Source organism: Vibrio sp. 05-20-BW147, assembly GCF_013369385.1.
GTDB classification, from domain to species: Bacteria; Pseudomonadota; Gammaproteobacteria; order Enterobacterales; family Vibrionaceae; genus Vibrio; species Vibrio floridensis.
Genome location: NZ_SZTO01000002.1, coordinates 32,438 through 53,234, shown reverse-complemented (window position 1 = coordinate 53,234; position 20,797 = coordinate 32,438). Strand labels below are relative to the sequence as shown.

The following is a 20,797-nucleotide window of genomic DNA, read 5'->3' as shown; positions in this document are numbered from 1 at the left end:
TCTCCATTTATTCAACTTGTTTATTAGAAAAATTCATCATAAGAAAAGAAACATCAACCAAAATAAATAGACGTCTAGATGTTTACAGCTCCAAAAAAACTGGGTAAGTTAAAAAGGCTCATGTAACGAGCGATTGGTTGAGAGGGATTCATGATTGAGCTAAAACATTTAAAAACACTAACGTCATTGCGAGACACAGGCTCATTAACCGCCACAGCGACATCACTGCATCTCACTCAATCGGCGCTCTCGCATCAAATTAAAGATTTGGAAGCGCGTATTGGTGGTCAGCTCTTTTTGCGCAAAACTCGCCCCGTTAAGTTCACCTCAGAAGGGGAAATTTTGCTGCGCTTAGCCGACGAGATTTTGCCAAAGTTAGCCAGAGCAGAGAATGAGTTGGCGAGCTTAAAAGAAGACGTGAATGGCCGCTTACACATGGCGATTGAATGCCACTCCTGCTTCCAGTGGCTCATGCCGGCTCTTAAGGAATATCAGTTGGCCTGGCCGAGCGTAACCCTCGATTTTTCCTCCGGTTTTGGCTTTGAGCCCCTACCCGCTTTGATGGCTGGTGAACTGGATTTGGTGATCACGTCCGATATCCAGCCTCGCTCTGAAGTGCATTACGAGCCACTGTTTGATTTTGAAATGCGCCTGATTACCGCCACCAACCATCCTCTTGCAAGCAAAGAGCGCTTACAACCTGACGATCTCGCCGATCAGACCATGTTGACTTATCCGGTACAAAAACAACGTTTAGACGTGGTGAAACACTTTTTGGCGCCCGCCGGTATCGAGCCCGCTCGCTGGAAACAAGCAGACAACACACTGATGCTGGTGCAGATGGTTTCGGCTGGTTTAGGGGTTGCGGCTCTGCCCAACTGGGCGATCAGCGAATTTTCTCGCCAAGGGCTGATCACCAGTATTCCATTAGGTAAGGGATTGTGGCGACGACTGTTTGCCGCCACACGCAATGCCGATAAAGACAAACGCTATCTTCAAGCCTTCTTTGCGACGGCAAGACAACAATGCAAAAGCCATCTTGATGGCATCAAGATGGCTTAAGGGAATGGTCACTAGCGAGAGTATGATTTGAATTGGTTGGTGAGCGGATCGTATTGGTAGCCCAAGACATCCAGTTTGCCAACCACTTGCTCAACGTCCATTTCGTACATGCTGACCAGATCTTCAAAGCTGTCGCATTCCAGTCGTAACTTCTCGTTGACGATGCCCAGTAGAATAATGCTGTCTAAACGGGCGACGTTACTCAGATCCATGACTACGCTCCTTTGTTGGTACATCTCTATTAAGCGTAGTCACTATTTCAAGTGGATAAAGTGAAGCGGGTCTAAATGTTTGAATGTTCGTCAGAGATGAGACTTATCCATTCACCACAAACAAAATCTGCATAGAGACAGTGGCAGCCACTACCATCAGCCACGAGGTTGAAAGCTGAAGTTTGCTGGCGGTTTTTCCGGTGAAAATATGCCAACACCACACAACAATGCCGCCAATGACCAGCGCTAGGCTGGTGAGAATCAAGGTGATGGCTTGAGTCTGTGCCTGTTCATCAAAGCCAGACGCAACAGCCAGCAACGAAAGCGCTAGGCCCATCGCCGCCACAATACCGCTAAACGGCAAAATGCGGTGGAAGGCTTGCAAACGTGAGCGAGCAATCACTAACAACAAGTGCGCAAACGCCGCGCCAAGCAGTACCACCATCATCACCGTCGCCACAGACGCCCCCCACATGGGTTGCTTCATCGCCTGAATCGCAACAAACGACACCGCTAAGCCATCGGCTAAGTAGAGAACCCAAAGTGGCCCTGCATCACGCGTTTTGCCAGTTTGTACTTTGGAGTAGAAATAGAAAATGGCAAACACCACTAAAAATGCAGCAATCTCAATGGAAGAGACCGCCATCCACATCAAACCAATCGCAGGAAGCAGTTTATGAATGCGGCCACGTTGGCCCGGGCAAATATCGCCTTTAACCAAAACAAGAGTCAAAACAAGTTGTGCTCCTAGTAACATTGGAGCAAACGAAGAGAGTAAGAACTGAACCATGATGAATAACGCTATGCGATTAAAACTGGGCAGGCATGATACCCAAAGCCTTATCGAACAGCAATTGATGTCCTTAAGATTGCCACATGCCTAACATCCCTGAGCAAAGTAACGCAGCACCTCTTTTTGCGTCACAACGCCCATGTATTTGCCCAACTCATCCAACACCACCCAAGGGAATGGCAACTCTTGAACGATCAACTCGCCGATATCCACCGCTTTGGTCTGGTAGCTGATGCTCGAGAACTGGGTCTTCATCACCTGATTTAGCGTCCGTTTCGAGATCGAGAGATCTTTCATGGTTTCCAGTTTTGTGCCTAACGTCGCGGAAAGATGCAAATTGAGCGTTTCGCTATCAACAATGCCAAGGCATTCATCATCATCCACAATCGGTATCACCGTAAGGGTGCCCGCATCCAAAAGCGCTTTTGCTTGCCCAAGGGTGTCTTGAGGCCCAAGCGTGCTTTGCGTCGCTAAAGAGAGCCTTAGCACGCCCATGCTTCGCACACTCTCGTTACTTTCAAGGAAGTCACTCAGTTGAGCTTGATAGTTCCAAGCTAAGTGCAGTTGATCCAAAGGCAGGGGCTTAGAGAAAAAGTAGCCTTGAATGAAATCCACCCCTAACCCACACAAGACTTCCAATTCCTGTTTGGTTTCCACGCCTTCGGCCACCACTTTCACGTTAAGGGTATGGGATAGCTCCGTGATCATTCGGACGATGTGGTACTTATGCGTACCTATACGAATATTGGTCACAAACTCTCTGTCGATTTTGAGCAAGTCAAAGTTGCAATCACTGAGGTAGGTGAACGAAGAATAACCCGTTCCGAAATCATCAATGGCGACACTAACGCCTAAGTGACGAATGCGTTTTATCAGTTCCGATTGGTTCGATTCGCTATCAAAATACGCGCTTTCCGTCAGTTCTATTGTCACGAGTTCCGGCGTATCGGCGTACATGCAAACCATCTGCTCCGCGTTTTGTAACACCTCTTCTGCACCTAACTTGGTGTTGAGTGAGCGATTGATGGTGATGCCAATCCGCTGGCCAAAACGTTGATGGATCGCCTTTAACCCTTCCAACGATTTCTTGCCTACTGTCCAATCCAGATCAGCGACCATTTCAAGATCTTCCGCAATGCCGACCATTTCTTGAGTATTTTGCCACTGACCATGTTTGTCTTTAAAACGGCACAGCGCTTCAAACTTAGCAATGTCCCACGTTACCGTATCAACGATGGGTTGATAGAACACCTCAACCGACTCTTCACGAATAGACCGCACCACTAACTCTTCCAGCTCTCGGCGTCGCAAAACTTCCCGGTGAATGGAGCCGTGGTAAAAGGTGATCATCCCCTTGTAAGCCCCTTCGTGGTTCAGCATCGCTTGTACCGCGTGTGACACCATCACTTTAGGGTTTTGTGTATCATGCCCCAGTATCGAGACACCCACTTTGCCGCGCAACACCGCATTTTGCACTTCCTCACCACTCAAATGGGTCAGCTGAGCGAAAAACTTACGGATGGTTTGATGAATGATTTGAACCTGATTCGGTCCTTGGCTTTTGTTGCATTCAATCGCCGCAACAAAGTGGTTGCCGCCTAAATAGCCCACGGTGCTACTGACGCGGTTTTTCTCTAAGCTTTCCGACAGACGTTGTTTCAGTTCATATTCATCACCTGCCGCGAAATTGGGCAAAAATGCCAGCACCATTAACAAGTCATCATTATTCGAGTCCATCCAGCGCACCGTCAGTTGCTGGGTAAACTGTTTTTCTGTGGGCAATTGTGTCAACAACTCCACACCACCATGCTCCATATCGGCCAGACGATAGAGGCGGTCAGAGAAATCAACATACAAACCAAGGTAATAGACTTTGTCGTCACAAGTGAGTTTTTGCAGCGTCAGTTCTTGCGGCACAATCGCACCACCAAAGGTACGAATAAGCACCACGCCTTGCCACAGCCCTTTGCTGTTTACCTCTTCAGAAATACTTTGATAAAACTCATCGCTGTGTTTGCCTGAATCCAAAATCGACGCGCACTGCCCAACAATTTGATTGAGTTTGTAACCTGTGTGATTTTCGAAGTAGCGATTGCACAGCAAGATCTGTGTCGCGGCATCCGTGAGCAAAATGCCATGATGATCATTGTCGAACGCTTGGCGAAACAGCGTCGAAAACTCATTTCCTTTGCTATCGACACTAAACAGCTTGCGGATTTCCCCCGCTACGGCATTTTCCGCTTGGGGAACAAATCGAAACAGCACATAGTGACTGACCGAGTTGAGACTAATCCAACAACGATAGCTGCCTGATTTTTTTGCTTGGCATGCTCGATCGAGCAAGTTGAGCAATTGCAGTTTATCGATGGTAGTAAACGAAGACCAAAACAATGCGCTGACGTCATCACTCAGTCCGACACGCCAAAAATGACGAAATAATTCTTCGCTCACCTGCAAACAAGACTCACCGTGCTTCCAATGCCATTCATACGTTTCTAGACGAGCAGCACTATCGCCAGAACTCGGATCCCCTCTGGTGCGTCGTAACATAGTTTTTCCTTAACGAATCTCACGCTAGCCACTGCGTTGACGTTAGTAAAAACCCTAGCCTCTTTAAAATTAGGTGATGGGGCGCGGTTACACCAGCCGAACTACCCAAGATTCTTGCGTAAATATTTAAGGACCGCGTGCATTTCAATCACACCCTTATAGTCTCCAGCGTCATCCACCATGATCCAAGGAAACAATTCCAATTGGTTAATGACCACCGACAACGCGCTCATTTGTGTGTGCCAATGCAGCGTTGAAAAATTCAACACCATCACTTGATTGACGCGCTTGTTCCACAAACCGGCTTCTTTCATGGTTTCCAGCTCTGTGCCCATCCCTGGCGTTAAATGCAAGTTCATCGCTTCTCTATCGACAAACCCTACACATTTCCGACCGTCCACCACCGGAATTATATTGAGCTCATCTCGCTGTAAATATTCAAACGCTAACGAGATTGGGTCCCCCGGGTCAAGATGAGGCGTCGCGGGCGTGGCAAGATCGCAAACGCACCCTTTTGAGCCGTATTTCTTCTGGTAGGATGCTAAAGAGAGCGCTTCGAATTGCTGCTGGGCGTCACTTTTGAGGGCAAAAGGCTTAGCAAAAAAGTACCCCTGAACGCTATCCACACCGATTTGCGCCAAAATTTGCAGCTCGGTTTCGCTTTCTACCCCTTCAGCCACCACCCGCAAGCCCAGTTGATGCGAAAGCTCTGTCAGCGAGCGCACAATACGGTATTGATTGGAGTTCACACGAATATTTTGCACAAACGCGCGATCGATTTTGAGCACATCAAAATGGCATTGTGTGAGGTATTGAAACGAAGAGTAGCCGGTACCAAAATCGTCAACAGCAATAGAAACGCCCGCTTTACGTAGCAGCTTCAGGCCATCTGCTTTGTGTTCTTCACTTTCAAAATAGGCATTTTCCGTGATTTCCACCGTCACTTGCTCAGGTTGTACACCACTTTCATCAATCAGCAACGCCGTTTGCATCAACAACTGGCTGACGCCCGTTGACGAACTGATGGAACGATTAAACGAAATACCCACTTGTGGCCCAAAACAACACTGCAAATACTCAAGATCGCTTAATGCTTGCCTTGCCACCTGCTGGTCGAGGACTTCAATCATGTCCAAGTCCTCGGCGATATTGATCAACTCCTGAACCGAGGCTTCTTGGCTCAATGCAGAGGGAAAGCGGCACAAGGCTTCGAATTTATCCACTCGCCACTGTTGCAGATCGATAATCGGCTGGTAATGCACTTCAATGGTTTTCTGCTCGATACACTCAAGCAATAAGGTTTCTAAGCGCTTTTTCTTTTCGATTTGTAAGTGCATAGCGTGATCATAAAAACTGATGTGCCGTTGCTGACCAGAATGCATTTCCAACAGAGCCTGATTAGCATGCGTGAACAGTGCCGCTGGCGTTTTTGCGTCAACACCGAGAACCGAAACACCGGTTTTCCCTTGGGTTAACGCTTGTGAAACCTCGCCTTTGGCTTGCTTGAAACCGTGAAAAAAACGCTTCATGCGCTGGCGAACCTGACGGATGACTGAGATATGAGGATGATGTGTTATCTCCAGCCCGACGACGAAGCGATCATTGCCAAGATAACCCACTAAGTGGTTATGGCTGTGCTCAAACAGAAACTGAGCAAATTCTCTTTTGACGTTCAACTCGGTGCTGTAAGAGAAATTCGGCTGTATCGCCAGAAGGAGGAGCGTTGATTTGTCTCTCTCGCTTTGGTGCCACACTTCCAATAAGCGCAGGAACTTCTCTTTAGAGGGCAACTGAGTGAGCAGATCAATACCTCCTTTTTCCCGATCATTAAGGCGATTGAGATGCGTCGAGAGATCGGCACTAAACCCAATAAAATAGTCTCGCCCCGCTAAAGTCACTTTCTGGATGGTAAGATCTTGTGGCGTGTTCTCTCCCCCAGAGGTTCGGGTCAAAATCGCCCCAGACCAACTGCCTTCCGTCGCAAGGGCGTGCCACATCGACTGATAGAAATGCTCGGAGTGTTTGTCTGCGTTAAAAATACGAGATTTAAGACCGATAAGATCGCGGCGATGATACCCAGTGAGGCGTTCAAAATAGGCATTACACGCGAGGATGCGAGTCTCTTCATCGGTCACTAAAATGCCGTGGTGGTCGTTTTCAAACAAGCGATAAAACAGCTCGGCCACTTCATCGGCATCACGCAGGAGCAACAATGGTGTGACGGTTCCAGCAAGCTGATTCTCTCCTTGCCTTTCAATATCAAACTCAACAAAAGTGACAATGTTTAACGGCGTCACTAGCGCACATTGATAACGTTGACTGACACCTGTCGTTAACACTTGGCGAAAAGCGTCGATCGCTTTTTTCCGTTGAGAAATCGGCAACCACTGAATGAGCTGCTTGGTGGTAATGGGAAAGATCTCCACACCAAATAAGGCATAGGCGGCACTCTCTTCGCATTCAAACCGTTGAGTAACAAAGTTGAGCCGCCAGTCATACGCGACACCAATGACATTTTCATGAGCCTGAACTTCACTCGACGAACCAACTAACTTCTCATTCATGGGCCAACTCCATGCCAAATACGACTCTTGTTTCATAATTATAGAGTCGTTGCCCAACGCTATCCTTGACTGCCCCTACAGTTTTTAGCTTGCTTCTTACTAGTGGACTTTAGTTAGCGAAAATACGTGATAAAACTAGGGTTATGTAGTGGTGGATAGTGGTCTCACAAGCCGCTATAATTCGCGCTCGCAAAATCTGAGGTTATTTTATGCACAGCGATATTACCCCTATCCATACCCACAAAAAATATTGGGCCGAATGTTTTGGCACCGCGCCTTTTCTGCCAACCTGCAGAAAAGAGATGGACGCATTGGGTTGGGATAGCTGTGACATTGTCCTAGTCACCGGCGATGCCTATGTCGACCACCCGAGTTTTGGTATGGCCATCATCGGTCGCTTACTGGAAGCACAAGGCTTTCGCGTGGGCATCATTGCTCAACCACAGTGGCAAGATAAAACCGACTTCATGTCGCTGGGTAGACCAAACCTGTTTTTTGGTGTTACCTCAGGCAACATGGACTCGATGATCAACCGCTACACCTCAGACAAAAAATTACGTCACGATGACGCCTACACGCCAAACAACGAAGGCGGCAAGCGCCCAGACCGCGCCACACTTGTTTACTCGCAACGTTGTCGTGAAGCCTATAAAGACGTGCCTATCGTTTTAGGCGGCATTGAAGCTAGCTTACGCCGTGTTGCTCACTACGATTACTGGTCCGACAAAGTGCGTCGCTCTGTTTTGCTTGATGCCAAAGCAGACATTTTGTTGTTTGGTAACGCAGAACGTGCACTGGTGGAAGTGGCGCATCGTTTGGCTGAGGGCGAAGAGATCGCTCAAATGACCAACATTCGTGGCACCGCGGTTAACCTTTCGGCAGAGCCCGAAGGCTACACCATCATCGATTCCTCACGCATCGAGAAGCCACGTAAAGAAGCCTTTATTCCGCCAAATCCATACGAAGTGGAAACGCAGTGTGAAACCAAATCGGAAGAGCCCAAAGCGCAGCCGATTACTATTCGCCCTTCGCGTCACGACGCTGCGACCACGGCGGTGCGTTTGCCAAGTTTCGAGAAGCTGCAAAACGACCGCATTCTTTATGCGCACGCCAGCCGTATTCTCCACTTGGAAACCAACCCTTATTCTGGCCGCGCACTGATCCAGCGTCACGGAAACCGCGAGCTGTGGGTAAACCAAGCGCCGATCCCGCTGACCACCGAAGAGATGGATTATGTGTTCGGGTTGCCATATGCGCGAGTTCCGCATCCGAAATATGGTAAAGCGAAGATTCCTGCCTATGACATGATCAAAACCTCCGTCAACATCATGCGTGGCTGTTTTGGTGGCTGTTCATTCTGCTCAATCACCGAGCACGAAGGACGCATCATCCAAAACCGTTCACAAGAGTCGATTTTGACCGAGCTGGCAGAGATCCGCGATAAAGTACCCGGCTTTACAGGCACCATTTCTGACTTAGGCGGGCCAACGGCCAACATGTATCGTCTCGGTTGTAGCGATCCAAAAGCCGAAGCCAACTGTCGTCGCCCATCGTGTGTCTTCCCAGGTATCTGTCATAAACTCAATACCGATCATAAACACACCATCGACCTTTACCGCGCAGCGCGTCAGGTAGAGGGCGTGAAGAAGGTGATGATCGCCTCGGGCGTTCGTTATGATCTCGCGATTGAATCACCAGAATACGTGAAAGAGCTGGTTACACACCACGTTGGTGGTTACTTGAAAATTGCGCCTGAGCACACCGAAAAGGGCCCTCTCGACCTGATGATGAAGCCGGGTATGGGCACTTACGATCGCTTCAAAGAGATGTTCGATAAGTACAGCCAAGAAGCAGGCAAGAAGCAGTACCTGATCCCTTACTTCATCTCTGCTCACCCGGGCACGACCGATGAAGATATGCTGAACTTGGCACTGTGGCTGAAAAAGAACAATTACGAGTGCGATCAGGTACAGAACTTCTACCCATCGCCGATGTGTAACGCAACATCGATGTATTACTCTGAGACTAACCCGTTGAAGCGCGTTAAGTATAAGCAGCGTGAAGATGTGCCTGTCGCTAAAGGGGAACGTCAGCGTCGTCTGCACAAAGCACTGCTGCGCTACCACGATCCAGCCAACTGGCCGCAAATCCGAGAAGCACTGATCAGCATGGGTAAAAAGTATTTGATCGGTGATAAACCGGGCTGTTTGGTGCCAGCGGAAGATGTGGATGCTCGCACGCCAGCGCAGCGTCGTAAATCAGGCCGCCATGGTGCCAACCGTTTTGCTACCAAACACACCAGCACCCAACCGGGTTTCCCAGGTGATAAACAGCGTCAAAATGGCGGAAAGCCCGCCAATCCGGGGCAAGCCAAACGCAGTGGCGCCAAAACAGGTGGCCAGAACGTCACAAACAATGGCCAACGTAAGCAAAACCCTCGCGGCGGTAGCTCACAATCTCAAGGCTCTCGACCAACCCAGAGTCGACAACGTTAAGCCGATAAAAAAACGCGCGCGAGCGCGTTTTTTTATCCCTAAAATATTCTGGTAAGTTGGACAACTCTTTCCATATCGATATTTTTATCAGTTTATTTTTGCACTTACCCAAATCCTCTCCATACTTTATTCAAAAAGCTTGCTCTTATTGGAGAGAGAATAATGCAACTCAAACTGTCCCACTCTTTATATTTAGGTTTTTCCATTATTGTCGCCACCACTTTGGCACTGGCTTTTATGGTTTGGTCTCTTGTCGACCAATCGGCAACCGTCTCACGAGAAATTGAATCTGATGATGTTCCTGGTGTTCTCGCTTACTTGAACGTACTTGACGAAGTGGGCGATCTGCAAACCAATGCATTGAAGTACATGAATGGGTCAACGGAAGAAGCAGCCGACTTCAAGCAAAATGCTGAAGAATTTAAGCACTATTATTCCATCTTACGTCCTTTGGAATCGAACAAAGCGAGTGACATCGAGAAGATGGATAAAATTTTATCATTAACGAATGACTATGTTGCTCAGGTCACAACCAATGTCTTCGGTAAATACTCTCCAGACCAAGAAAGAATGGCGAGAGAAAAAATTGCCATGCTAAACAGAAATGTCGGAGCGCCTTTAGAAACCTTACTCGATACCGCAAAAGAACAAGAGTTTTCCGATGCCTACAACACCACCGATTTAGCGGAATCACTCAACGATGACTTACCCGGCGTGCGCTACTACCTTGAGTTAATCGATGAAGCGGGTGATATGCTTGCCTCACTCAACAGCTATATGATGGGCGAACCTGATGCACAAGCCGCATTTACCAAGGATGCAAAGTCATTTTCCGAGTATTTGCAAGCACTCAAGCCATTAGAGCAGAAACCCAATGAACTAAGAGATATTAACCAAATAGAACAATACTATTTGGAAATCGTTAAAGTGGCTCAAGAGGTGTTCGATAGTTACAAACCAAGTGATAAGTTTGCAGCGATCGACTTACTAGGGCAATTGAAAAAATCACATATCAATGTCCTTGAAGATATTCTCGATGGATCTTCTCAAGAAGAAAAAGATGACGCCGTATGGGCACTTGGTGTTTTAAATGACAACATGAATACGATCATAGTCTGGTTAAGTATTAATGTTGTCAGTGTAGTGATCATCGGTGCGTTTGTTGCTTGGTGGCTAACCAACAGCGTCAAAAAGCGGATCAATTTACTCGTGACGAAAGCAAGAGCGATTGCAGCAGGAAATTTATCCACTTCAGCGATTGCAGACAATAACGAAGACGAGTTAGGTGATCTCGCAAGCGCGATTGATGAAATGCAGATTTCGCTGCGCAATGTGATGTCTGATATAGCGTCTGTAGCAACAGAGGTCGCGAGCAACACACAAACCGTTGATGCCATGAGCCGAGAAGTAGCAAGTGGTATTCAAGAGCAAGCAGATAAAGCCACGTTGATCGCAAGTGCCGTTGAAGAGATGACGGTAACGGTTAAACAAGTCGCCGATCAAAGCCAAGAGGCCGCGGCAAGCGCTCGAGTCGCCGGAGAGGAAGCAACCAATGGTGGAAAATTGATGCAAGAAACGGTCAATGGCATGAACCGGATTTCCTCTGTGGTCAACGAAACGGCCGAAACCGTGGATAGCTTAGGTAAACGTGGGGAAGAAATTGGCAATGTGATTAAAGTGATTAACGACATTGCTGAACAAACTAACTTACTCGCGCTGAATGCAGCCATTGAAGCAGCAAGGGCGGGAGAGCTTGGCCGCGGGTTTGCAGTCGTGGCGGATGAAGTGCGAGGTCTTGCTGAGCGCACCTCAAAAGCAACCGAAGAAGTGGGTGGTTTAATTACCTCGATTCAACATGAAACGCGCCAAGCGGTGGAACGGATGAGCGAAGGCACGCAACTTGTTGCCGAGGGAGTAAATCTTTCTAACTCTGCCGGGCAGGCTCTCACACAAATCGTTTCTCGAGCACAAGATGTCAACCACATGATTGAAATGATTGCCAACGCGGGCAACGAGCAAGCTACTGCCACCGCAGAAATGTCCCGCGATATCAGCACCATTAGCCAAATCGCAGACAACTCGGTCCGTTCCACTCAGGATGGTGCCAAAGCGGTCAACTTGTTGTACAAAAAAGTCGAGGAACTTGAAGCCGTGGTTGCGCGCTTTAAACTCTGATTCTGGTTCACGCTAACTAAAAAGGATAAAGGCGCATCCGCGCCTTTATCTTTTTCGTTGTGCCGGTAACTAGTAACTAAATGTTGACCACATTGGGTGTTCGGTTAACGCAATCCACAGTGTGGCTAGCAGTTTCCCTGCGGATCAAGTCAATACCGCAGGATAGGATTGATCAGTCCATTTGATGCTGCAGCACGTAGGCAATAAAATCGTCTTCAGTCAGTGGCTTGCTGAAGTAGAAGCCTTGAATGCAATCCACTTTTTTTGCTCGTGCATAAGCCAGCTGTTCACGGGTTTCTACCCCTTCGGCAACCACCGGCTTGTTAAGGTTCAACGCCAACGAGACTATCGAGTTAAACACCGTCTGCAGACGACTATCGTTGACCACTTCCGCCACAAATGCGCGATCAATTTTAATTTCATCAAAGCTCAGACGACAAAGATAACTCAAACTGGAAAAGCCGGTGCCAAAGTCATCAATGGAAATACGAAAGCCTAGTGTTTGCAGCTGCTCAAGCACTTGATTGACATAGTTGAAGTTATCTATCAAGGCAGACTCTGTTAACTCCAATTTAATCTGTGCTGGCGAGAGCCCCACTTTATTAATCTCTTGCTGAATTTCGTCAACAAAATCGACATTGAGAATCTCCACCACACTGATGTTGAGGGCAAACACCATCTTCAACGTATCGATACCTTGCTTTTCTAACGTTTTCACCACGCGGCTTAAACGTGACACGTTGAAGCGCGTTAACTGTTCAATCTCACCAAGTTTCTCCGCAATCGGAATAAACTCCACTGGCGATACCCATTGGTCGTGCAATCGCCATCGAATCAAGCATTCTGCGCCAATCACACGCTTTGATTGCGCTTCGTGAATGGGTTGTAGCAGCGTCATAAACGAAGCAGCGAGTTCGTCTTGATGAAGGGCGCTGCGAAACTCAGTCTCTAGCGTATTTTGATGTTCGATTTGCTTCGCCATATCTTCGTGAAACTCGGCCAAGCGAACTCGCTGAGAGAGCGTATCGAGAATCGCCATTTCCGCTTTGTTTAAACTCTGTTCTCGGACATCAGCCCCTTTTTCTTGATAGTACCCGAGTGCCACATTGCTAAAGAACTGATTGCCATTAAAGTGAAACGGTTCATTGAGCTTGGCGTAAAACGTCTCTATATCCAATGACTGATTGGCAGGAACAAAAACATTGAAACTATCATTGGAATGCTTGCAGCATAAAGCCTGTTCTAACTCCATATACACACGAGCAAGAATTTCCATAAACACCAAATTGGCTACGGCAATTCCCCAGATTTCATTGATACGCTGGTAGTTGAAAATCCGAACGCAACACATGATGCCCGGTTCACTTTGTTGCGATACTTTGGCTAAAAATGCTTCACGATACAGCAGCCCAGTGTGGGGATCTAAGGTAGACAGCTGCTTGTTTAAACGACGCGTGGCAATCAGTTCAGCAATCGAAGTAAAATGCAAAAGATACTGATGTTTATAGTGAATCACTTGAGTGCGAACCCATTCAATGTTTTTGTCTGGGTAGTTAATTCCAAGCTCCCAAGTTTGCTCGGTGTCGTGAACAACACTCCGCTTGAGCATGGTGTGGAAAGAAAATGGGTTATATTCCTCATCCACACATTGGATAGAAAAGTCTTTGAGAGAGTCCCCTAGGCGTAAACGCAGAATATCGGTCGCAGATTCTGAAATTTCAGTGATGTTCATCGACGCATCAAAAATCACGTACGCGATATCCATCGCCCTCATGTGATCGATCCAACTATTCATAGTTCACCTGCTAGTTTTCTAATATGAAGGGGGATCATCTCAAGCGACAACACTTTCGTGACTCCGCCTTTTGCGATCGCTTCTTTTGGCATCCCAAACACTAGGGATGATTGTTCGTCCTGCGCAAAGGTCACGGCACCAGCCTTAAACAACTCAAGCATCCCTTGCGCCCCGTCGTCGCCCATCCCCGTCAAAATAATGCCAAGTGCATTTTGACCAGCAACCTTAGTCACTGAACGAAACAGTACATCCACTGAGGGTTTATGCCGTGATACTAGCGGCCCATCTTTTAACTCTAGAAGATACTGCCCATTTTCGCTTCTAACCAGCAAATGCACCCCACCTTTGGCAATGTACACAGTGCCATGGTTCAAGGTTTCACCATCTTGCGCTTCTTTGACTTGGTGAGCCGTGGTGCTATTGAGCCGTTCGGCAAATGCGCGCGTAAACTGTTCAGGCATGTGCTGAACCACCACGATTGGGGGCAGTACCAAGGGTGGCAGCTCTTTCAAAAGGTGTTCAATGGCATCGGTGCCCCCCGTTGAACTGCCAATGGCGATGATACGTTTTGATTTTTCAAGCGGGTGGTGATGCGTTTCGTTATCGTGCGCATCCAAAATGACATCGGGTGAGTGCTTGGTGCGATAGTTGTTCTCAGCAAGGTATTTGAGCGACTTGACCTTGGTTTTCGCCGCCTCTTTCAATGTGTTCAGTATTTGCTTTGCTTCCGGTGAATGGAGATAGTCAATGAGACGCGCCTGAGGTTTATTGATGACTTCAATCGCACCGGATGACAACGCTTCTAGCGTAAGCTGAGGCGCTGCTTCCGTTAAGGCAGAACAGATAACGACTGGCGTGGGCCGTGTGGTCATTATTTCTTTTAAAAAGCTAATGCCGTCCATTTTAGGCATCGAGATATCCAACAACACCACATCGGGCCAATTCTTCGACATTTTTCTCATCGCCAGCAAAGGATCAGGCGCAACGCCAACCACACTTAAATTCGGATCAGCATTAATAATCTCACCGAGCACTTGGCGTATGACCGCGGAATCATCAACAATAAACACTTTAATTTTATTCATGACATCACCTTCCGATAGACACAGTTGGCCACCATCATGAGTCCAGTCTCTCCCCTTACGACATTCTCACTGTGCCCTAAAAAAAGCAAACCACCTGGCTTTATCACTTTTGCTACGTTGGCAATGATTTGCTGCTGCCTCACTGGCGTAAAATAGATCAAGACATTTCTAAGAAAGACGAAGTCAAACATTTCGCCATCGGGTTCGGTCAATATGTTCATGATATGGAATCGACAATGACGCTTAAGGTGCTCACTGAAGGTAAACAGGCCTAGGTATTCGCCAGTGCCTTGTAAGGCATTTTTTTTGCGCATGTCTGCAGGAAGGCTTTCGGCATCCGCCAAGCGATACAATGCGGCTTGCGCGGTTTCAATAGATTGGCGACTGATGTCTGTTCCCCTCACTTGCCAATGGCCATTTTTGCTGTACTTATCGAGCAGTAAGGCAATGCTGTACGCTTCTTCACCCGTTGAGCAGGCGGCACTCCAAGCTTTGACTTCACTTGCATACACTCGGTTTTGTAATGTCTGCGCAAGCAGGTCAAACTGGTATTTTTCTCTGAAAAATGCGGTCTCATGGGTCGTCAACTTATCAACTAAGCAGTCCATGATCTCGTGGTGCGCATCACTCGTTAACGCGTTGAAAAAGGGTTCAAACGTATCGTACTCAAAACGTCTCAAACAACTTCTTAAGCGGTTTTCCACCATATGTTTCTTGTGATCACCCAAAATAATCCCGGTTTGCTTCTCGAACAGCTTTTGGACCAGCCTAAATTGCTGGGCGGTCATACTCATCTCCTCCTCTCATTCATTAAATAGGGAGGAATGGATGCTTGAACCCTTTCAGCGAGCAATGACACAGCTAGTAGGTGCTCCATCGAAAGAACAGGCACAAACTCACCTTTTACTGAAATCATTTGCTCTATGAACGCCTCGTCAACTTGGCAACCAAATGCTGGCTTAGGTTTCGCTTCTTGCCGATTGATTGTTTCAATCGACCGTACGCAATCCACCAGCAATCCCAACACGGTGCCTTGGTTTAATGGCTCGTCCTTAATTTCGTAAAGAATTATGCAGCTGTATTTGGTATAACGAATCCTTTGCTCTAACTCCAATCGAAGACCAGCGTCGATCACCGGAACAACACTACCACGCACATTGATCACGCCACTGATGAGCGGAGGACACAGCGGCACGCGAGTCATTTTCCGGTACTCGATCACCTCACGTATCGCATCGATTTCTATGGCAAATGGAAGCCCCGCCACCTCAACTAACAGCAAAGCACTCCACCCCGGTTCCTCGCTGGCGATAAAATTAGGCAAAACATCACTCATGGCTGACCTCCCCACTCGTCTGATGGTTCAGTATTTGTCTCGCATGATGGCAAGATAGCGCCACGCTAACATCCAACACGGTCAGCATCTTTTGCTCTAACTTCGCGACCCCAAGCACCAGAGCTTCCTTGCTAACAAGCTCAGGAATAAACTCAATGTCTTGAGAATGGATATCCAGCACACGTGAAACCTGATCGACTTTCATGCCGATGAGCAGATAGCGCTCGCTGTTATTCCCTTCAGTGACGATCACACAGGTCCGCTTGCTAATGGGCTGTGGTTCCATATCCAAAATTGACGCTAACTCAATGACAGGGGCTAAGCGACCACGTAAATTCATCGTGCCTAATAGTGATTTAGGCGCCATTGGAACTGGCTCGATCAGCGGATACTCGATGATTTCTTTGACTTGGCTAATCGGGCACGCAAATGCACGGTGCGCAATGTTGAACTCAAGATATTTCTCTGCCATCTGTCGCTCTCCACTCTCCCCTTCAGTTACCTTACTCTGCTACTGTTCAAAAGGAATAAAACCCGATCCTGCCTCACTGGCTTTGTTTTTTTGCTTGCCTTCTGGTGGTCGCATAGCCCGCGAGGGTGAAATTTGCGGGTTGCCCAATTTGAAAAAGCTGACGATACGTCGAATCTCTTGCGTTTGTTCTTCAACTAAGTAGGCCGTGGTGGCGAGCTCTTCAGAAGCGGAGGCGTTCTTTTGTGCGATGCTATCAAGCTGAGAAACGGTACGATTAATTTCCGCAACACTGGTGCTTTGCTCCGTTGAGGCGGAGGTGATCTCTTGGACCAAATCGGCGGTTTTTTGAATGTTTGGCACCATACGGTTGAGCATCTCGCCCGCGTGCTGTGCCACTTTCACGCTGCTATCAGCGAGCGAACTTATCTCTTGGGCGGCCAATTGACTGCGCTCTGCTAGCTTGCGGACTTCGTCAGCAACCACAGCAAAGCCTTTGCCATGATCACCGGCTCTTGCTGCTTCAATCGCGGCATTGAGTGCGAGCAGATTGGTTTTGTAAGCAATGTCTTCGATGATGCCGATTTTTTCAGCGATCGAGGTCATCGCCGCGACAGTATCATTGACAGCGTTGCCGCCATCACTGGCTTCGGAACTGCTTTGCTTAGCAATAGAATTGGTGACTTTGGAGTTTTCCGTGTTCATTGAAATTGATGAGCTCATTTGCTCCAGCGACGCACTGGTTTCCTCAACGCTGGCCGCCAACTGACTTGACGTGGTACTGAGCATCTGTGAGGTGGACGACACTTCAGAGGTACTGTGGGAAATGGATTCCACCGAGAAATGAATATCCTGCATAATCTTTTGCAACTTTTCGAGAAAGCCATTGAAACTGTTTGCAGTTTTGCCGATTTCGTCTTGACCAAAATCGGGCAAACGACGAGTGAGGTCTCCTTCACCGGATCGCAAATCCTCTGCCGCTTCCGCCAACGCGCGTACTGGTAATACGATTCCCTTAATTAAAAGCCAAGCGGTTGCAACCGCTATTGCAAAAGCAACGCTCAACAGAGCCCAGACAAGCGTAATGCTGCTGTCTGAGAGTATGATGAGTTGAGAAAGGGATTGACGGCTTTCGGAGTTAGCCCGCTGAGATATTTCTTCTAATATAGCCTCCAGTTCGCTAAATACCTCATGCTCAAGCTGGTCGATTGCCTTAGCTGCACGTATCTTATTTTTTGGGTTATAAATTGCGAAGATCTCTTTACCGCCATTGTAAAGCGCCTGATACATATGCTCCAATTTAGCCAGGTCGTTCACTTCTTGAGGCCGTTGCTCTAACGGCCTCAAAGTATTTAAGAAATTAATAAAACTCGCAGCATCGCTCTCAAAAGCACTAACCGCATCAGTATCTCCGCGCATGTAAGCGTTTAAAGAAACGAGCATGTCCCCTTCTTCATCGATCAACTCTAAATAGTAACGAACACCTGGCAAATCATCATTGACCACTTCGTTAAAATCCGTTGAAACACCGGCTTCAGAAATCTCGTCGTCTTTTAACTTATCAAGCAACATTTCCATCGGTCGAGCATATTCATTGAGTAACAAGTTATATTTTTCAATTGCTTGCATCTCGTTTTCTGGATTGAATATTTCGAACACCAAGCGATTGATGTCTGAATAATATCGACTTGATAACTCATTGATTTTAGACATTTTATCTGGAGAAACAGACTGCAAAGCACTGAGTTCATCAAGATTACTGGTGAACACCTTGTAGTTGGATGAAAATTCTGGCTTTTCTTCTTTTTCGCCAGTCAAATACTCAAGTACATTGGAGTTCATGTCTCCCAGCGCTTCTAACAGGCTCAGCGACAAGCGAACTTTGGGGATTTCACTTTCACCGACCGACTGAGCAAACTGGCTTATTTGCGTATTTCTCATTTGCATCGATACCGCTAAAACAAGCAGCAAAAGCACCATCATCACCATGGCCGCAATAATTTTATTGCGAATCGATAAATTACCGAACATACCTTTCCCCTTCCTTTTAACAGGCGCTTAAGCGTTCAATATTCCCGCTCTGTCTAATTTGGTTTCTGTCTTGTCAACTACGGTTTGGATAAGGGCAAACACATCTAAAATCACCGCTACCTCGCCACTGCCTAAAATCGTCGCGCCACTCACGCCACGAACACCGTCAAATAACGGCCCTAGTGGCTTAACTACCGTTTGATATTCCCCAATCAGCTCATCCACTAATAGGCCCGCCCTAAATGTCCCGTATTGCAATACGACCAAAGAACGCCGATTGAATGGTGTGTGAGACTCGACAGCAAACCACTCACAAAGGTCTATAAATGGGAGAACTTCGCCTCTTAGGTCGAGGTAACGATTGGCATTAATGCTTGATTCTTGAATCACTTCTTTCAGTTCAAGACACTCCACCACGCTATCTAGTGGAATGACATAATCGGTTTGCGCCACACGAAACATGAAGCCATCAATAATAGAAAGCGTCAGCGGCAAGCGAATGGTTAACGTAGTGCCGACGTCCTCTTTACTATGAACTTCAATGTTGCCGCGCAGCGATTCAATATTGCGTTTCACCACATCCATGCCCACCCCTCGCCCAGAGAGATCTGTCACTGTTTGCTTGGTGGAAAATCCCGGTTCAAAAATCAAATTGTTCAGGCTCAACGGGGTTAACTCATCCCCCTCTGCGAGCAACCCACGCTCTCGAGCTTTTTGTTCAATCGCGGACTTGCTTAACCCTCGCCCATCATCCGATATTTCGAGCACCACTAACCCTGACTCGTGATATGCGTTTATTTTGATCACCCCTTGTTGCTTTTTTCCCTTCGCCAGCCGTTCTTCGATATTTTCAATACCGTGATCAATGGCGTTGCGGATGATATGCGTCAGCGGATCACTGAGTTTTTCGACAAAGGATTTGTCCAACTCAGTGTCACCACCTGCAACCACGAGTTGAACCTCCTTTCCAAGTTCAGAGGCCACATCACGCACCACCCGTTTAAATTTGGTGAGGCTGTCGCCAATTTGCACCATGCGCAATTGCAGTGAGTGATCGCGGATGCTTTCGACCAGTCGCTCCAGCTGAGCGACCGCTTCAATTAGCGCTTCATCACCGGTTTGATGGGTGAGCAAGTTGGTTCTTGCTCCAGCAATCACCATCTCACCGACCAGATCGATCAGTTTGTCTAACTTATCCGCTTCAACACGCAATGTTCTGGCTTTTGGCAACGTGGGCTGTGTTAATCGGGGCATTTCCGCTTTTATTACAGGGGCTAGAGGGAGTGCTTTATCAACAATGGGCGTAATCGAGATTTGCGCATCGGCAGCGATAAACTCAAACACATCTTCAATCGCCTGCTGGCTCACCGAGCCCTGAAACTCAAGCTGAAAACTGATGTAGCAAGCTTCTGGATCAAACTGTTGCGGTGTTGGGCAGTCGCTAAAGTGGGTTTCAAGCTGGCATACCGTGCCCAGTTTTTGCAAATAGCGGATGAAAGAGATTGGATCGAGACCATCTTTGAACACATTGGCATTCGGTTTGAAATGGATTACCCAGCGCGATTCCATCACATTCGAGACGCTGTGGTGATCGCTTTGCTTTGCGATGAGATCGTCGCAAATAGAATTGGCAGACTTAGATTGAAGAACCAATGTTTGCATCTGCTTGTTTAGCTCGTCATGCTGGTCAAGTAGATACGCAAGCACCGTTTCGTCAAGTTCAGCATTCGTCTCTCGCAAGGGCACTAAAAACGCTTCGGTTTGATGCGCCAGGCGAACCATGTCGTCTAAACCAAATAGCCCCGCACTGCCTTTGATGGTATGAACTGCGCGAAACACCGTGTTTATCCACTCTGCGTTATTTTCCAGCAGAGCCTGCTCCATTTCATCTAACAGCTCTTCAGCTTCATTAATGAAAATCAACAGTGCTTTCGCAAATCGTGGATCATTCATCTCGCTTACCTATGAGTCGCTCTAACCCAAGAAAGTGCAGTTTTTGTTGCAAAAGTGACGAACACGGGTCGACTTTCATCGTGTACTGTTGGTTAAGCCATAGCAGCAACTGGATTCCTGCAGTATCAATTTCCTCAACCTTTTCCCCATTTAGCCCCATACGATTTAACGTCTCATGCGATTGAACGAGTTCTTCATAAATCTGCGTTACTTCGTAAATGGTGATGCAGTCAGGTAAAACAAATCTCTTCAGCGCCATCAAGCGACTCCCTGCATC

The 20,797-nt window shown here is 47.5% G+C and carries 15 protein-coding genes; 3 read left to right on the top strand and 12 right to left on the bottom strand.

The genetic code is table 11. The features are described 5' to 3' along the window. Positions 1-150: 150 nt before the first annotated feature. Positions 151-1,062, top strand: coding sequence for an HTH-type transcriptional regulator MetR (metR, locus tag FC652_RS01580; RefSeq protein WP_176297232.1), 912 nt, complete (start codon positions 151-153; stop codon positions 1,060-1,062). A gap of 11 nt (positions 1,063-1,073) precedes the next feature. On the opposite strand, the gene FC652_RS01575 is transcribed toward metR, so the two are convergent. The 4 genes from FC652_RS01575 to FC652_RS01560 form a co-directional block, all read right to left on the bottom strand. After that, entirely contained in the window at positions 1,074-1,274 is a 201-nt protein-coding gene (locus tag FC652_RS01575; protein WP_039539839.1) for a DUF4250 domain-containing protein, read from the bottom strand. Between the two features lie 103 nt (positions 1,275-1,377). Continuing rightward, on the bottom strand, positions 1,378-2,064 hold the full coding sequence (locus FC652_RS01570; protein ID WP_017421927.1) for a hypothetical protein: 687 nt from the start codon (positions 2,062-2,064) through the stop codon (positions 1,378-1,380). 90 nt (positions 2,065-2,154) lie between these two features. Further along, complete coding sequence (locus tag FC652_RS01565; RefSeq protein ID WP_176297231.1) at positions 2,155-4,617, bottom strand: EAL domain-containing protein; 2,463 nt, start codon at positions 4,615-4,617, stop codon at positions 2,155-2,157. 101 nt (positions 4,618-4,718) lie between these two features. Continuing rightward, positions 4,719-7,181: an EAL domain-containing protein gene (locus tag FC652_RS01560; RefSeq protein WP_176297230.1), complete on the bottom strand. Its 2,463-nt coding sequence runs from the start codon at positions 7,179-7,181 to the stop codon at positions 4,719-4,721. 209 nt (positions 7,182-7,390) lie between these two features. On the opposite strand from FC652_RS01560, the gene FC652_RS01555 reads away from it, so the two are divergent. Both FC652_RS01555 and FC652_RS01550 read left to right on the top strand, forming a co-directional pair. Continuing rightward, entirely contained in the window at positions 7,391-9,676 is a 2,286-nt protein-coding gene (locus FC652_RS01555; protein WP_369597874.1) for a YgiQ family radical SAM protein, read from the top strand. 162 nt (positions 9,677-9,838) lie between these two features. Continuing rightward, positions 9,839-11,851 (top strand): methyl-accepting chemotaxis protein, encoded by a 2,013-nt coding sequence (locus FC652_RS01550; protein ID WP_176297229.1) that lies wholly within the window; start codon positions 9,839-9,841, stop codon positions 11,849-11,851. Positions 11,852-12,023: 172 nt separating this feature from the next. On the opposite strand, the gene FC652_RS01545 is transcribed toward FC652_RS01550, so the two are convergent. The 8 genes from FC652_RS01545 to FC652_RS01510 are packed head-to-tail and all read right to left on the bottom strand — an operon-like array spanning position 12,024 to position 20,779. After that, complete coding sequence (locus tag FC652_RS01545) at positions 12,024-13,646, bottom strand: bifunctional diguanylate cyclase/phosphodiesterase (RefSeq protein WP_176297228.1); 1,623 nt, start codon at positions 13,644-13,646, stop codon at positions 12,024-12,026. Beyond that, complete coding sequence (locus FC652_RS01540) at positions 13,643-14,731, bottom strand: chemotaxis response regulator protein-glutamate methylesterase (protein ID WP_176297227.1); 1,089 nt, start codon at positions 14,729-14,731, stop codon at positions 13,643-13,645. The genes FC652_RS01545 and FC652_RS01540 overlap by 4 nt, the downstream gene beginning before the upstream one ends. Next, positions 14,728-15,519 carry a protein-glutamate O-methyltransferase CheR gene (locus tag FC652_RS01535; protein WP_176297226.1) on the bottom strand — a complete coding sequence of 264 codons (792 nt, stop codon included), beginning with the start codon at positions 15,517-15,519 and terminating at the stop codon, positions 14,728-14,730. The genes FC652_RS01540 and FC652_RS01535 overlap by 4 nt, the downstream gene beginning before the upstream one ends. Positions 15,520-15,521: 2 nt before the next feature. Beyond that, positions 15,522-16,067: a chemotaxis protein CheW gene (locus FC652_RS01530; protein WP_176297225.1), complete on the bottom strand. Its 546-nt coding sequence runs from the start codon at positions 16,065-16,067 to the stop codon at positions 15,522-15,524. Continuing rightward, the gene (locus FC652_RS01525; RefSeq protein ID WP_176297224.1) at positions 16,060-16,539 is read right to left on the bottom strand and encodes a chemotaxis protein CheW; all 480 of its coding nucleotides are present in this window, start codon (positions 16,537-16,539) and stop codon (positions 16,060-16,062) included. Before FC652_RS01525 ends, FC652_RS01530 begins: the two co-directional genes overlap by 8 nt. 39 nt (positions 16,540-16,578) lie before the next feature. Further along, a complete protein-coding gene (locus tag FC652_RS01520; protein WP_255199117.1) occupies positions 16,579-18,567 on the bottom strand; it encodes a methyl-accepting chemotaxis protein in 1,989 nt (662 codons plus the stop codon). A gap of 27 nt (positions 18,568-18,594) precedes the next feature. After that, positions 18,595-20,520: a chemotaxis protein CheA gene (locus tag FC652_RS01515; protein WP_176297223.1), complete on the bottom strand. Its 1,926-nt coding sequence runs from the start codon at positions 20,518-20,520 to the stop codon at positions 18,595-18,597. Further along, positions 20,513-20,779 carry a hypothetical protein gene (locus tag FC652_RS01510; protein WP_176297222.1) on the bottom strand — a complete coding sequence of 89 codons (267 nt, stop codon included), beginning with the start codon at positions 20,777-20,779 and terminating at the stop codon, positions 20,513-20,515. Before FC652_RS01510 ends, FC652_RS01515 begins: the two co-directional genes overlap by 8 nt. Between the last annotated feature and the right edge of the window lie 18 nt (positions 20,780-20,797).

Excerpts from the sequence above, each read along its gene's own strand:
- metR (WP_176297232.1), top strand. The coding sequence starts at position 151 with ATGATTGAGCTAAAACATTTAAAAACACTAACGTCATTGCGAGACACA.
- FC652_RS01575 (WP_039539839.1), bottom strand. The coding sequence starts at position 1,274 with ATGGATCTGAGTAACGTCGCCCGTTTAGACAGCATTATTCTACTGGGC.
- FC652_RS01570 (WP_017421927.1), bottom strand. The coding sequence starts at position 2,064 with ATGGTTCAGTTCTTACTCTCTTCGTTTGCTCCAATGTTACTAGGAGCA.
- FC652_RS01565 (WP_176297231.1), bottom strand. The coding sequence starts at position 4,617 with ATGTTACGACGCACCAGAGGGGATCCGAGTTCTGGCGATAGTGCTGCT.
- FC652_RS01560 (WP_176297230.1), bottom strand. The coding sequence starts at position 7,181 with ATGAATGAGAAGTTAGTTGGTTCGTCGAGTGAAGTTCAGGCTCATGAA.
- FC652_RS01555 (WP_369597874.1), top strand. The coding sequence starts at position 7,391 with ATGCACAGCGATATTACCCCTATCCATACCCACAAAAAATATTGGGCC.
- FC652_RS01550 (WP_176297229.1), top strand. The coding sequence starts at position 9,839 with ATGCAACTCAAACTGTCCCACTCTTTATATTTAGGTTTTTCCATTATT.
- FC652_RS01545 (WP_176297228.1), bottom strand. The coding sequence starts at position 13,646 with ATGAATAGTTGGATCGATCACATGAGGGCGATGGATATCGCGTACGTG.
- FC652_RS01540 (WP_176297227.1), bottom strand. The coding sequence starts at position 14,731 with ATGAATAAAATTAAAGTGTTTATTGTTGATGATTCCGCGGTCATACGC.
- FC652_RS01535 (WP_176297226.1), bottom strand. The coding sequence starts at position 15,519 with ATGACCGCCCAGCAATTTAGGCTGGTCCAAAAGCTGTTCGAGAAGCAA.
- FC652_RS01530 (WP_176297225.1), bottom strand. The coding sequence starts at position 16,067 with ATGAGTGATGTTTTGCCTAATTTTATCGCCAGCGAGGAACCGGGGTGG.
- FC652_RS01525 (WP_176297224.1), bottom strand. The coding sequence starts at position 16,539 with ATGGCAGAGAAATATCTTGAGTTCAACATTGCGCACCGTGCATTTGCG.
- FC652_RS01520 (WP_255199117.1), bottom strand. The coding sequence starts at position 18,567 with ATGTTCGGTAATTTATCGATTCGCAATAAAATTATTGCGGCCATGGTG.
- FC652_RS01515 (WP_176297223.1), bottom strand. The coding sequence starts at position 20,520 with ATGAATGATCCACGATTTGCGAAAGCACTGTTGATTTTCATTAATGAA.
- FC652_RS01510 (WP_176297222.1), bottom strand. The coding sequence starts at position 20,779 with ATGGCGCTGAAGAGATTTGTTTTACCTGACTGCATCACCATTTACGAA.